The organism is Streptomyces sp. GL_148, assembly GCF_057834205.1.
This window is the reverse complement of record NZ_CM174396.1, coordinates 3,132,813-3,145,376: the sequence shown is the minus strand read 5'-3', so window position 1 is coordinate 3,145,376 and position 12,564 is coordinate 3,132,813. Positions and strand designations below refer to the sequence as shown.

Sequence of the window (12,564 nt, the reverse complement as noted above, 5' to 3'; positions counted from 1 at the left end):
GCAGGCTGGGCGGCACTGAGTGCCGTCAAAAACACCAAAGCTCGACCCCGAGTGCACTCACCTGCGCCAAATGGGGGAAGGTAGAGGCAGTCAGGGCACCTCGAAGAAGAGGCACTACGTCGGTGAGGGATGACGTGAGCGACAACTCTGTAGTACTGCGGTACGCGGACGGTGAATACACCTACCCGGTGGTCGAGAGCACCGTCGGTGACCAGGGCTTCGACATCTCGAAGCTCAGGGCTCAGACCGGGCTGGTCACCCTGGACAGCGGCTACGGAAACACCGCCGCCTATAAGTCCGCCATTACTTATCTCGACGGTGAGCAGGGCATCCTGCGCTACCGCGGTTACCCGATCGAGCAGCTGGCGGAGCGCTCGACCTTCATCGAGGTCGCCTACCTGCTGATCAACGGGGAGCTGCCGACCGTCGACCAGCTCGCGTCGTTCCGCAACGAGATCACCCAGCACACGCTGCTGCACGAGGACGTCAAGCGTTTCTACGACGGCTTCCCGCGTGACGCGCACCCGATGGCGATGCTGTCCTCCGTGGTCAGCGCGCTGTCGACGTTCTATCAGGACAGCCACAACCCGTTCGACGAGAAGCAGCGCAACCTCTCGACGATCCGGCTGCTGGCCAAGCTCCCGACGATCGCGGCCTACGCGTACAAGAAGTCGGTCGGCCACCCGGTGGTCTACCCGCGCAACGACCTCGGCTACGTCGAGAACTTCCTGCGCATGACCTTCTCCGTGCCGGCCCAGGAGTACGACCTGGACCCGGTCGTGGTCGCGGCGCTCGACAAGCTGCTGATCCTGCACGCGGACCACGAGCAGAACTGCTCGACCTCCACCGTGCGTCTGGTCGGCTCCTCGCAGGCGAACATGTTCGCCTCGATCTCCGCCGGCATCTCGGCCCTGTGGGGTCCGCTGCACGGTGGCGCCAACCAGTCGGTTCTGGAGATGCTCGAGGGCATCAAGAACGACGGCGGCGACGTCGACGCCTTCATCCGCAAGGTGAAGAACAAGGAAGACGGCGTCCGCCTGATGGGCTTCGGGCACCGCGTCTACAAGAGCTTCGACCCCCGGGCGAAGATCATCAAGGCGGCGGCGCACGATGTCCTCTCGGCGCTCGGCAAGGACGACGAGCTCCTCGACATCGCGCTGAAGCTGGAAGAGCACGCGCTGGCCGACGACTACTTCGTCGAGCGCAACCTCTACCCGAACGTGGACTTCTACACCGGTCTGATCTACCGGGCCATGGGCTTCCCGACCGAGATGTTCACCGTGCTCTTCGCGATCGGCCGCCTGCCCGGCTGGATCGCCCAGTGGCACGAGATGATCAAGGAGCCCGGCTCCCGCATCGGCCGCCCGCGCCAGATCTACACCGGCGAGGTCCTGCGCGACTTCGTTCCGGTCGAGTCCCGCTGACCCGAGGGTCGAGCCGCAGTACCCGCAGGACTCGTAGGACTTGTAGGACCCGTAAAGGAAAAGCGCCCCGCCATCGATCCCCCCACGGGTCGAAGGTCGGGGCGCTTTCCTTGCCCCGGAACGGATTCCCCCCACGGGACCCGGACCGGGTGTCTGCGTGCCGGCGAAACGTGTAGTCGTCCCAACACGTTTCCGGCATCGCCCCATTAGACCCACGCGCCTGCCCGAAGGTTACGTCGGGGTCGCTGTGATCTGCGTCTCGTGTGAAGGTGGTGTGCGCGAGACGTGAAGGGTGATCACTAGCGGAAGGAGCGCAGCCGCAGGCTGTTGGTGACCACGAAGACCGAGGAGAAGGCCATCGCGGCCCCCGCGATCATCGGGTTGAGCAGTCCGGCGGCGGCCAGCGGCAGCGCCGCGACGTTGTAGCCGAAGGCCCAGAAGAGGTTGCCCTTGATGGTGGCCAGGGTCCGGCGCGAGAGCCGGATCGCGTCCGCCGCGACCCGCAAGTCGCCCCGTACGAGGGTCAGGTCGCTCGCCTCGATCGCCGCGTCGGTGCCGGTGCCCATGGCCAGCCCCAGGTCGGCCTGGGCCAGTGCGGCCGCGTCGTTGACCCCGTCGCCGACCATGGCGACGGTACGGCCCTCGGCCTGCAGCCGGCGTACGACGTCGACCTTGTCCTGCGGGAGGACCTCGGCGATGACCTCCTCGATGCCCACCGCGCGGGCCACCGTCTGCGCCACTGCCTTGTTGTCGCCGGTCAGCAGGACCGGGGTCAGACCCAGGGCCCGCAGCCGGGACACGGCCTCGGCGCTGGTCTCCTTGACGGCGTCGGCCACGGTCAGGACCCCGCGGGCCTCCCCGTCCCAGGCGACCAGGACGGCGGTGGAACCCTCGGCCTCGGCGGCGGCCTTGGCCTCGGCGAGGGCGGCGGGCAGCACGATCGACCAGTCGGCGAGCAGCTTCTCGCGGCCCACCAGGACCGCGTGTCCGTCGACCAGGCCCTGGACGCCGAGGCCGCCGTGGTTCGCGAAGTCCTCCGGGACCGACAGGCCGCCGGGGAGCTCCGCGGCGCCGGCCGCGATGGCCCGGGCGATCGGGTGCTCGGAGGCGTGTTCCAGCGAGCCGGCCAGGCGCAGCAGTTCGGCCCGGTCCACGCCCTCGGCGGGGTGGGCGGCGGTCAGGGTCATCCGGCCGGTGGTCACGGTGCCGGTCTTGTCCAGGACGACGGTGTCCACGCGACGGGTGGACTCCAGCACCTCGGGGCCCTTGATCAGGATGCCGAGCTGCGCGCCCCGGCCGGTGCCGACCATCAGCGCGGTCGGGGTGGCCAGGCCCAGGGCGCACGGGCAGGCGATGATCAGGACGGCCACGGCGGCGGTGAAGGCGGCCGTCGGGTTGTCGGTGATCAGCAGCCAGGTGACCCAGGTGCCCAGCGCCAGTACGAGCACGATCGGGACGAAGACCCCGGAGATCCGGTCGGCGAGGCGCTGCACCTCGGCCTTGCCGTTCTGCGCGTCCTCGACCAGCTTGGCCATCCGGGCGAGCTGGGTGTCCGAGCCGACGCGGGTGGCCTCGACGACGAGGCGGCCCGAGGTGTTGACGGTGGCTCCGGTGACGGTGTCGCCCACGGTGACCTCGACCGGGACCGATTCGCCGGTCAGCATGGCGGCGTCCACGGCGGAGCTGCCCTCGACGACCGTGCCGTCGGTGGCGATCTTCTCGCCGGGCCGGACGAGGAAGCGGTCGCCCACGGCGAGCGCGCTCACGGGGATGCGCACTTCGGTCCCGCCGCGCAGGACCGCCACGTCCTTGGCGCCGAGCCGCATCAGGGCCTTGAGGGCCGCGCCGGCCTTCCGCTTCGAGCGGGCCTCCAGGTACCGGCCGAGCAGGATGAAGCTGACGACTCCGGCCGCCACCTCCAGGTAGATCGCCGAGGAGCCGTCGGTGCGGGAGACGCTGAAGTCGAAGCCGTGCCGCATGCCGGGCATTCCGGCGTGGCCGAAGAACAGGGCCCACAGAGACCAGGCGAAGGCGGCCCCGGTACCCACCGAGACCAGGGTGTCCATGGTGGCGGCGCCGTGCCGGGCGTTGGTCCAGGCGGCCTTGTGGAAGGGGAAGGCGCCCCAGACGACGACGGGGGCGGCGAGGGTCAGCGAGAGCCACTGCCAGTTGTCGAACTGGAGGGACGGGACCATCGCGAGCAGGACGACGGGCAGCGACAGCGCCACGGAGACCAGGAGGCGCTGGCGCAGCGCGGCCAGTTCCGGGTCGCGGGCTTCCTGCGGTGCGGCGTCCTGCGTCTCGGGCCCGGTCTCGGGCTCCGGCTCCGGCGGCGGGGGCTCCTCGGCGGTGTAGCCGGTCTTGACGACCGTCGCGATGAGGTCGGCGACCTGCACGTCGGAGCCGTAGGAGACCTTGGCCTTCTCGGTGGCGTAGTTCACCGAGGCGGTGACCCCGTCCATCCGGTTCAGCTTCTTCTCGATGCGGGCCGCGCAGGAGGCGCAGGTCATCCCGCCGATGGTCAGCTCGACCTCGGCCGTGGGCTCGGCGGCGGCGGTGGTGCCGGTCGCGCCGGTCGCTCCGGCCGCCGCTATGGGTCCGTCGTGCACAGTGCTGCTGGTCATGATCCTGGCTCCAGGGGGTGGGCCGGGCCGTACGGAACCAGTATGAGCTGGCCGGTACGGCCCGGCGGGGCTGTGCCTGAGAGATGCGTGCCTGAGAGATGCGTGCCGCTAGATGCCTGCCGAAGGGGAGGGTGCTCAGGCCTGGCCGGCGAACTCGTAGCCGGCCTCGTCGACGGCGGCGCGTACGGCGGCCTCGTCGAGCGGGGCGGCCGAGACCACGGTGACCTCGCCGGTCGCGGCGACGGCCTTGACCGAGGTGACGCCGGCCAGGGCGGAGAGCTCGGTGGTCACCGCACCCTCGCAGTGTCCACAGGTCATGCCGGTCACCCGGTAGACGGTGGTGGTCTGGGTGTCCGTGTCGGCGCTCATGTCGTTCTCCTCTTCAAGGGCGTTTCCGGGGGGCCGGAAGGCAGCGGATCGCTCGTGGAGGGTCCACCGTTCATCCCGACACTTCGAGACTATACCCCTAGGGGGTATCAATGCGAGCGCTCGACGAGATCTTTTGCGGTGGACAATCGCCGCGAACCATATGTAAATGGCACGCATGGCGCACTCGGGGACCACTCTCATCCTGATCATGTCGATCGCCGTGCTCGCGCCCCTGCTGGCGTACGGGGTCTCGCGCTGGCTCCCCGTCCCGCTGGTGATCTTCGAGATCGTCCTGGGCGTCCTGGTCGGGCCCGACGTCCTCGGCTGGGCGCACTCCACCGAGGTCATCGACGTACTCAGCGAGCTCGGCCTCGCGATGCTGATCTTCCTGGCCGGCTACGAGATCCAGTTCGCCCAGGTCAAGGGCGACACCCTGAAGCGGTCGGTGTGGGCCTGGGTGGCCGCCCTGGCGCTGGGGCTCGGGCTCGGCCTGCTGCTGTCGGGCGGCGGCTTCGAGAAGGGCGTCTACATCGGCACCGCACTCACGAGCACCGCCCTCGGCACGATCCTGCCGGTCCTGCGGGACTCGGGGGACCTCCAGAGCCGGTTCGGCTCGGTGATGATGGCGATGGGCGCGGTCGGCGAGTTCGGGCCGATCATCGCCATGTCCCTGCTGCTCAGCGGGCGGGCGCCGGGGCAGTCGGCGGCGCTGCTGATCGGCTTCGCCGTGCTCACGGCCGCCGCCGTGTTCTGGGCGATGCGGCCCAAGCCGCCCTGGTTCGCCCGGGTCATCTCCAAGACCCTGCACAGCAGCGGGCAGTTCGCGGTGCGCCTGGTGGTGCTGATCCTCGTGGCGTTCCTGGCGCTGTCCGAGGTGCTCGGCCTCGACGTCCTCCTCGGGGCCTTCGCCGCCGGGCTGATCACCCGGCTCGTGCTGCACGGGGCCGCCCCGGAGAGCAGTGAGGCCGTGCTGTCGAAGGTGGAGGCCATGGGCTTCGGCTTCCTGGTGCCGCTGTTCTTCGTGGTCACCGGGATCGAGTTCGACCTTGCCGCACTGCTCGGGGGCGGGCGGGCGCTGCTGTTGCTGCCGGTGTTCCTGCTGCTCTTCCTCGTGGTGCGGGGGCTCCCGATGTGGCTGCTGGCCCCCCGGGACCTCGGACGCCGGGACCGGTCGGCGCTGGTGCTGTTCGGCTCCACGGCGCTGCCGCTGGTGGTGGCGATCACCACCCTGGGCGTGCAGGAGGGAAAGCTGGGGTCGGGGGAGGCGGCGGCGCTGGTCGGGGCCGGGATGGTGTCCGTACTGGTCTTCCCGCTGGTGGGGCTGCGGTTGCGGGCGGGATCCGGAGACGGGTCCGGCCCGGGTGCCGGCTCCGGCGGACCCGGGGGCGTCGGGGAGATGGTCAGCGAGGAGGAGGCGTGGTGATCATCGGGTCCAGGTAGCGGAACAGGACGGTCTTCAGCTCCGCGATGTACGCGGCCCGTTCCGTGCCCTCGCTGGCCAGGATCAGTTCGAGCGAGGTCTGCACGATCCCGAGCACCATGTGGGCGACGTGGGTGAGCTCCGTGTCGGTGGCGGGGGCGCCGGAGGCGGCCGGGGTGACGCAGGTGCGCAGCAGCCCCTCGACGCGGGTCTGCATGCCGACGTGCAGCTCGTCGTGTTCCTGGGCGATGCCGGGGACGCCGGAGCCGTGCATGAGCGCCCAGAAGGCCGGATTCTCGCAGTTGAAGGCGATGACCGGATCCAGGACGGCGTCGAGCAGCTCGGGCAGCGGCCGGTCCAGGTTCTCGGGGAGGAAGGCCCGGCCGTGCGCCTCGTGGGCGCGCTGGAGGAGGTGGCCGCCCAGCTCGACGGCGATGGCCTCCTTGTTCGGGAAGAACTGGTAGAGCGTGCCCGGGGACACGCCGGCCTCGCGGGCGATGGCGTTGGTGCTGGCCGCCGCGTAACCCGTACGGCAGAACACCCCGGCGGCGGCTGTCAGGAGCTGGGCGATCCGGCGCTCGCCGCGGGCCTGACGGCGGCGGGGGGCGGTTTCCGTCACGGCTCCCGGCGCTGCCTCCGTGGTGAATTCACCCGCTTCGTCCGCGCTCTTCGTCCGAGAGGTCTCCTGCATGTCCAATCCCTTGCTTCCCGTTGATCCCCGTGGGTGATTGACAAACACGAGAGATCGCTCGCATTCTTGAGGAACGCGAGCGACTGCTCGTGTTTGCCAGTCTAAGTGGCCTGGCAACCACGGTGAAGGGGACACCGAGACATGTCCGAAATCAAGAAACCGCCGTCGCCTGGGGAGGGCGGCCGGTGGACCGGGTTCGTCACCACACGGCCGAGGCTCTCGCTCCTGCTCGCCCTCGTGGTCACGGCCCTGGCCGTCTTCGCCGGCGGAGACGTCGCCGACCGCCTCGGAAGCGGCGGCTTCGAGGATCCCGCTGCCCGCTCCACCTATGCCACCAAGGCGCTGGAGCGCGAGTTCCCCGGCTCCCAGCCCAATCTGCTGCTGCTCGTCGACGCCGGAGCCGCCGCCGGGACGGCCGGGGTGGACGACCCCGCCGTCGCCGCCGAGGCGGAGCGGCTGACGGTGCGGCTCGCAGCCGAGCAGGGGGTGACCGGCGTGGGTTCGTACTGGCGGACCGGGCTGCCCACCCTGCGCTCCAAGGACGGCCGGCAGGCCCTGATAGCCGCCCGGGTGCTGGGCGACGAGAAGGCGGCCAATGCCGTCCTGGACCGGATCGTCCCGAGCTACCGCGGCGAGCACGGACCGGTGAAGGTCTCCCTCGGCGGTCCGGCAGCCGTCCAGCGCGAGGTGACCTCCACCATCCAGGAGGACCTGCTGCTCGCCGAGCTGATCGCCCTGCCCGTGACGCTCGTCCTGCTCGTCCTCGTCTTCGGCAGCGCCGTCGCGGCCCTGCTGCCCCTCGGTGTCGGCATCGTCGCCATCATCGGAACCAATGCCGTGCTGCGCGGGCTCACCGAGATCACCGACGTCTCCGTCTTCGCGCAGAACCTGACTACCGCCCTCGGGCTCGGACTCGCCGTCGACTACGCCCTGTTCATCGTGCGGAGGTTCCGCGAGGAGCTGGCCGCCGGGCGCGACCCGGTGGCGGCCGTCGGAGTCACCCTGCGCACCGCCGGGCGGACGGTCCTGTTCTCGGCACTGACCGTGGCCGTCGCCCTCTCGGCCATGCTCTTCTTCCCGATGTACTTCCTGCGCTCCTTCGCCTACGCCGGAGTCGCGGTGGTCCTGCTCGCCGCGGCGGCCGCGCTGATCCTGCTGCCCGCAGCGCTGGTGCTGCTGGGTGAGCGGGTCAACTCCTTCGACCTGCGCCGGCTGTGGCGCCGTGCCGGGCCGGCCGGGAGCGACCCGGGCCGGGCCGGGGGCGGGCGGGGCTGGGCCCGGCTGACGGACCTGGTCATGCGCCGCGCCCCGGTGTTCGCCGTGGCCACCACCGCCGGCCTGCTGCTCCTCGGACTGCCCTTCCTCGGATTGAAGTTCGGCACCGTGGACGACCGGCAGCTGCCGGCGACCGCCGAATCGCACGTCGTGCAGCAGCACATCCGCGAAGGCTTCCCCGGCAGCCCCGGCGGAGCACTGACCGTACTGACCGAGGGAGCCTCCGGCGCCGCCGATCTCGACGCCTACGAGCGGCGGGTGGCAGCCCTGCCCGGAGTGCTGGGGGTGGAAGGGCCGGTGAGTTCGACCACCGGCACCGGATACGCCTACTTCTCGGTGCTCACCGAAGGCGAGGAGGTGGGGGAGCAGGCCCAGAACCTGGTGGGCCTGGTCAGAGCGGTGGACGCGCCCTTCGACACCGCCGTGACCGGACAGGCCGCAGTGCTCGTCGACGCCCGCGACGCCATAGCCGAGGAACTGCCCCTGGCCCTGGCCGTCGTGGTGCTGGCCACGCTGCTCCTGGTCTTCCTGCTCACCGGGAGCCTGCTGATACCCGTTCAGGCCGTGCTGCTCAACGCGCTGAGCCTGACCGCGATGTTCGGAGCGGTGGTGTGGGTCTTCCAGGAGGGTCACCTCTCCGGACTGCTCTCCTTCACCTCCACCGGAGACATCGAGACCACCCTGCCCGTGCTGATGTTCTGCATCGCCTTCGGACTCTCCATGGACTACGGGGTGTTCCTCATATCCAGGATCAAGGAGGAGTACGACCGGACCGGAGACCACGAGGGGGCGGTGCGCACCGGGCTGACCCGCACGGGCGGACTGATCACCGCGGCGGCCGTGATCCTGGCGGTGGTGATGGTAGCCATCGGCAGCTCGCGGGTGACCAACACCAAGATGCTCGGCCTGGGGATCGCGCTGGCCGTGCTGATGGACGCGATGGTCGTGCGGAGCCTGCTGGTGCCGGCGGTGATGAAGCTGACCGGGAAGGCCACCTGGTGGGCGCCTGCGCCGCTGCGCAGACTGCACGAACGCTTCGGGCTGAGCGAGGGGGAGCCGGCGCCGGCCGCCGAGCGGGCCGAGCCCGAGGCGGTGACTGCCGGGAGCCGCTAGCGGACGGGGCCCCTGGAGGGTCCCGTCCCTGGACCGGACGCCGTGTCAGTCCTCGCGGCGTCCGCGGTTGCCCGGCCGGCGCGCCACCCAGGTGCGGATGGTGTCGGCGTACCAGTAGGGCTTGCCGCCCTCCACGTGGTCGGGTGCGGGCAGCAGCCCGTGCTTGCGGTAGGAGCGCACCGTGTCCGGCTGGACCCGGATATGAGCGGCGATCTCCTTGTACGACCACAGCTGTCGGTCGCTCATCCTCGACACCTCCTTGTCCACGCCGCGGGGCCGGCCGGGAGGCCGTCGGGGGAGCCGGCGCGTGGACACTGACGATCACTCGGTTCTGCCCGGGGAACGACGCAGGGTGAGGCCAGGGGAGGGGCTGTCGTCCGCCTGTGACGGAAGACCCGCGTATTGCGGACACCCGTGACACAAGGGCGACCCCCGTGACACGGGTGGCACAGGGGGAGCAGGCGGAAGGCGTGGTCGAGTGCGGCCGCGACGACGAGCCGGGCCAGACCGCGCCCCCGCACGTCGGGTGCGACGGCCACTCCTCCGACGCCCACCACCTCCGCCTCGGCGGCGCCGATCGCCACGGGCAGCCGGAGCGCGGCCGAGGGGTGTGCCCCGCGGCCGGTCGGGCGGATCAGCGGTAGAGGGCCGGGCGTTGGGCCAGCTCCACCGGGGTCCGTACGCCGCTGCGTGCCGCGGTGAGGCCCGCCTCGGAGACGGCCGCAGCCGCGTAGCCGTCCCACGCGTCGGGACCGTCCACCCGGCCCAGCGCGGCGGCGGCGACCCAGCGGCGGAGCTGGCGGTCGTAGGCGTCGGCGAACCGCACCGTGAAGTCCTGGTCGATCTCCCCGCCCCACCGGCCCGCCGACTGGACGACCATCGCGTGGCCGTCGCCGATCCGGGCAGTGCCCCACTCGCCGACCGCCTCGCACTGCACTTGGTAGCCGAAGCCGCAGTTGACGAAGATCTCCACGTCGACCACGGCACCTCCGGAGGTCTCCATGAGGACGAACCGGGGATCGCGCAGCCCCTCGGGGGCGGCCGAGGCGGGCGTCGGGGAGAGCACGGTCACCGCGGTGATCTCCTGGCCCAGCAGCCAGCGGGCCGCGTCCACCTCGTGCACCACCGAATCGCTGATCAGCATGTCGCTGGTGAAGAACGACGGCGAGGCGGCGTTGCGGTGCCGGCAGTGCAGGAACAGCGGCCGCCCGATGCCGCCCGCGTCGAGCAGCTCCTTGAGCCGCGCGTACTCGGCGTCGTAGCGCCGCATGAAGCCGACCTGGACGAGCCGACGGCCCAGCCGCGCCTCCGCCTCCATGATCCGCAGGGCGCCCGCCGGATCGGGGGTCAGCGGCTTCTCGCAGAGCACCGGAAGCCGCCGCTCCAGTGCGTGCAGGATCGCTTCCTCATGGGCGGGCCCGGGCGAGGCGATCAGTACGGCGTCCACCCCGGGCGCCGCTATCGCGGCCGCCGGATCGGTGTGCGCGCTCGCCCCCTCCAGCCCGGCCGCGACCTCCTTGACCCGGTCCCCGTCCGGGTCGGCCACGGCCACCACCCGGGCCCCGCCGACCGTCCGGCCGAAACGGCGGACGTGGTCGGAGCCCATCTTCCCGGTACCGATGACGGCGATGCCGAGCGTGCTGGTCATGTTGTGTTCCTCCACGAGGGTTCGTACGGCCGGGGGATCCGGTTCAGCGGGCGCCGCAGGAGCGCAGGTGGGCGCGGGTGCGGCGGGCGATCGGGAGCGGCTGGTCGGGCGGGCACGGGTACATGTCCTGCTCCACGATGGCGAACAGGTCCACGCCGAGCCGCTCGGCGGCCGCCAGCACCGGTTCCAGCGCGGGCACCCCGGCCGGCGGCTCGCACATCACGCCGCGGGCCACGGCCGGCCCGAAGGGGACCTGGTCCCGGACGACTTCGGCGAGGATCCGCGGATCGACCTGCTTGAGGTGGAGGTAGCCGATCCGCTCGCCGAAGGTCTCGATCGCCCGGACGCTGTCGCCGCCGCAGTACGCGTAGTGCCCGGTGTCCAGGCAGAGGGAGACCAGCGCCGGGTCGGTGGCGTCGAGGAAGCGCGCCACGTTCTCGGGGGTGTCGATGTGCGTGTCCGCGTGCGGGTGGACGACGATCCGCAGCCCGTACTCGTCCTGGACCCGCTTCCCCAGCCGCTCGGTCTGCGTGGTCAGTTCGCGCCAGGCCCCGGGGGTGAGGGTGCGGTCCTCCAGCACCTCGCCCGTCTTGTCGTCCCGCCAGAAGGACGGGATCACGACGAGGTGCGCCGCGCCCATGGCCCGGGTGAGCTCCGCGATCCGCGACACGTGCTCCCAGGTGTCCTCCCACACGGCGGGCCCGTGATGGAGTCCGGTGAAGACCGTTCCCGCGGAGACCCGCAGGCCGCGCGCCCCGACCTCGTCGGCGAGCCGGACGGGATCGGTGGGGAGATAGCCGTAGGGACCGAGCTCGATCCACTCGTACCCGGCTTCGGCGACCTCGTCGAGGAACCGCTCCCACGGGGTCTGCCGGGGATCGTCGGGGAACCAGACCCCCCAGGAGTCCGGAGCCGAACCGACGCGGATACGGGTCAACGCGGGTGGTGAGGACGTCATACGGCCACCTTAGGGTGCGAGGCTCTTGGGTACGGGGAGCACTCGGTCGGGAGGAATGGTGTGGTGATGGCTGCGGATCCGTTGGCGTTCGACCTGATCACGATGGGGCGGATCGGGGTGGATCTCTACCCCCTGAAGACGGGCGTACCGCTCGGCGAGGCGGACACCTTCGGGAAGTTCCTGGGCGGTTCCCCGACCAACGTCGCCGTCGCGGCGGCCCGGCTGGGCCGGCGGACGGCGGTGATCACCCGGACCGGCGCGGACCCCTTCGGCGCGTATCTCCGGGCGGAGCTGCGCGGGTTCGGCGTGGACGACCGGTGGGCCGGGGAGGTGGCGGCCTATCCGACGCCGGTGACCTTCTGCGAGATCTTCCCGCCGGACGATTTCCCGCTGTACTTCTACCGGTACCCGAAGGCGCCCGACCTGGAGATCACCGCGGACGAGCTCGACCTCGACGCGGTGCGGGCGGCGCGGGTGTTCTGGATGACCGGTACGGGGCTCAGCGCGGAGCCGAGCCGGACGGCCACGCTGGCTGCGCTGGAGGCGCGTGGGAGGAGCCCGTTCACGGTGTTCGACCTGGACTGGCGGCCCATGCTGTGGCCCTCCGGGGGCGGGGCCGCCGGGCCGGGGGAGTGGTACCGCCGGGCGCTGTACCTCGCCACGGTGGCCGTGGGCAACGCCGAGGAGTGCGCGATCGCCACCGGCGAGACCGAGCCGTACGCGGCGGCGCGGGCCCTGCTCGGCGCCGGAGTGGAGCTGGCGGTCGTGAAGCGGGGCCCGGCGGGGGTCCTGGCCGTCCACCGCGACGGGACCGTGGCGGAGCTCCCGCCGGTACCGGTGACGGTCGTCAACGGGCTGGGCGCGGGGGACGCCTTCGGCGGGGCCCTGTGCCACGGGCTGCTCGCGGGATGGGAGTTGAAGCGGGTGATCGGCTACGCGAACGCGGCCGGGGCGATCGTGGCCTCGCGGCTGGCGTGCTCGACGGCGATGCCGTTCGCCGGGGAAGTGGAGGAGGTGCTCGGCCGTGCCGGTGGTGTCTGAG

Annotated in this window: 12 protein-coding genes; 5 read left to right on the top strand and 7 right to left on the bottom strand. The window is 71.3% G+C overall.

All coding sequences use genetic code 11. The features are described 5' to 3' along the window. The first annotated feature begins 134 nt into the window (after nucleotides 1–134). Nucleotides 135–1,424: a citrate synthase gene (locus tag AC3IYI_RS14295; protein ID WP_489410539.1), complete on the top strand. Its 1,290-nt coding sequence runs from the start codon at nucleotides 135–137 to the stop codon at nucleotides 1,422–1,424. Nucleotides 1,425–1,723: 299 nt separating this feature from the next. Here the strand turns inward: AC3IYI_RS14295 and AC3IYI_RS14290 are convergent, their stop codons facing one another. Both AC3IYI_RS14290 and AC3IYI_RS14285 read right to left on the bottom strand, forming a co-directional pair. Then, nucleotides 1,724–4,048, bottom strand: coding sequence for a heavy metal translocating P-type ATPase (locus tag AC3IYI_RS14290; RefSeq protein WP_489410538.1), 2,325 nt, complete (start codon nucleotides 4,046–4,048; stop codon nucleotides 1,724–1,726). Between the two features lie 135 nt (nucleotides 4,049–4,183). Further along, nucleotides 4,184–4,417: a heavy-metal-associated domain-containing protein gene (locus AC3IYI_RS14285; protein WP_489410537.1), complete on the bottom strand. Its 234-nt coding sequence runs from the start codon at nucleotides 4,415–4,417 to the stop codon at nucleotides 4,184–4,186. A 175-nt stretch (nucleotides 4,418–4,592) separates the two neighbouring features. Here AC3IYI_RS14285 and AC3IYI_RS14280 point away from each other — a divergent pair, with 175 nt between their 5' ends. Next, nucleotides 4,593–5,840: a cation:proton antiporter gene (locus AC3IYI_RS14280; protein ID WP_489411534.1), complete on the top strand. Its 1,248-nt coding sequence runs from the start codon at nucleotides 4,593–4,595 to the stop codon at nucleotides 5,838–5,840. Here AC3IYI_RS14280 and AC3IYI_RS14275 read toward each other — a convergent pair. Then, nucleotides 5,818–6,528, bottom strand: coding sequence for a TetR/AcrR family transcriptional regulator (locus tag AC3IYI_RS14275; protein ID WP_489410536.1), 711 nt, complete (start codon nucleotides 6,526–6,528; stop codon nucleotides 5,818–5,820). The genes AC3IYI_RS14280 and AC3IYI_RS14275 overlap by 23 nt on opposite strands. Nucleotides 6,529–6,669: 141 nt before the next feature. Here AC3IYI_RS14275 and AC3IYI_RS14270 point away from each other — a divergent pair, with 141 nt between their 5' ends. Then, the gene (locus AC3IYI_RS14270; protein WP_489410535.1) at nucleotides 6,670–8,916 is read left to right on the top strand and encodes an MMPL family transporter; all 2,247 of its coding nucleotides are present in this window, start codon (nucleotides 6,670–6,672) and stop codon (nucleotides 8,914–8,916) included. A 45-nt stretch (nucleotides 8,917–8,961) separates the two neighbouring features. Here the strand turns inward: AC3IYI_RS14270 and AC3IYI_RS14265 are convergent, their stop codons facing one another. Both AC3IYI_RS14265 and AC3IYI_RS14260 read right to left on the bottom strand, forming a co-directional pair. Then, nucleotides 8,962–9,162, bottom strand: a complete 201-nt coding sequence (locus AC3IYI_RS14265; protein WP_030297784.1) for a helix-turn-helix transcriptional regulator — start codon at nucleotides 9,160–9,162, stop codon at nucleotides 8,962–8,964. Continuing rightward, the gene (locus AC3IYI_RS14260; protein WP_489411533.1) at nucleotides 9,159–9,437 is read right to left on the bottom strand and encodes a hypothetical protein; all 279 of its coding nucleotides are present in this window, start codon (nucleotides 9,435–9,437) and stop codon (nucleotides 9,159–9,161) included. The genes AC3IYI_RS14265 and AC3IYI_RS14260 overlap by 4 nt, the downstream gene beginning before the upstream one ends. On the opposite strand from AC3IYI_RS14260, the gene AC3IYI_RS14255 reads away from it, so the two are divergent. After that, the gene (locus AC3IYI_RS14255; RefSeq protein ID WP_489411921.1) at nucleotides 9,351–9,560 is read left to right on the top strand and encodes a hypothetical protein; all 210 of its coding nucleotides are present in this window, start codon (nucleotides 9,351–9,353) and stop codon (nucleotides 9,558–9,560) included. The genes AC3IYI_RS14260 and AC3IYI_RS14255 overlap by 87 nt on opposite strands. Here the strand turns inward: AC3IYI_RS14255 and AC3IYI_RS14250 are convergent. Together AC3IYI_RS14250 and AC3IYI_RS14245 are read right to left on the bottom strand one after the other, a co-directional pair. Continuing rightward, complete coding sequence (locus AC3IYI_RS14250) at nucleotides 9,551–10,564, bottom strand: Gfo/Idh/MocA family protein (RefSeq protein ID WP_489410534.1); 1,014 nt, start codon at nucleotides 10,562–10,564, stop codon at nucleotides 9,551–9,553. The genes AC3IYI_RS14255 and AC3IYI_RS14250 overlap by 10 nt on opposite strands. 43 nt (nucleotides 10,565–10,607) lie before the next feature. Further along, a complete protein-coding gene (locus tag AC3IYI_RS14245; protein ID WP_489410533.1) occupies nucleotides 10,608–11,522 on the bottom strand; it encodes a sugar phosphate isomerase/epimerase family protein in 915 nt (304 codons plus the stop codon). Between the two features lie 66 nt (nucleotides 11,523–11,588). On the opposite strand from AC3IYI_RS14245, the gene iolC reads away from it, so the two are divergent. Then, nucleotides 11,589–12,563, top strand: a complete 975-nt coding sequence (gene iolC, locus AC3IYI_RS14240; protein ID WP_489410532.1) for a 5-dehydro-2-deoxygluconokinase — start codon at nucleotides 11,589–11,591, stop codon at nucleotides 12,561–12,563. The last annotated feature ends 1 nt before the right edge of the window (nucleotide 12,564 follow it).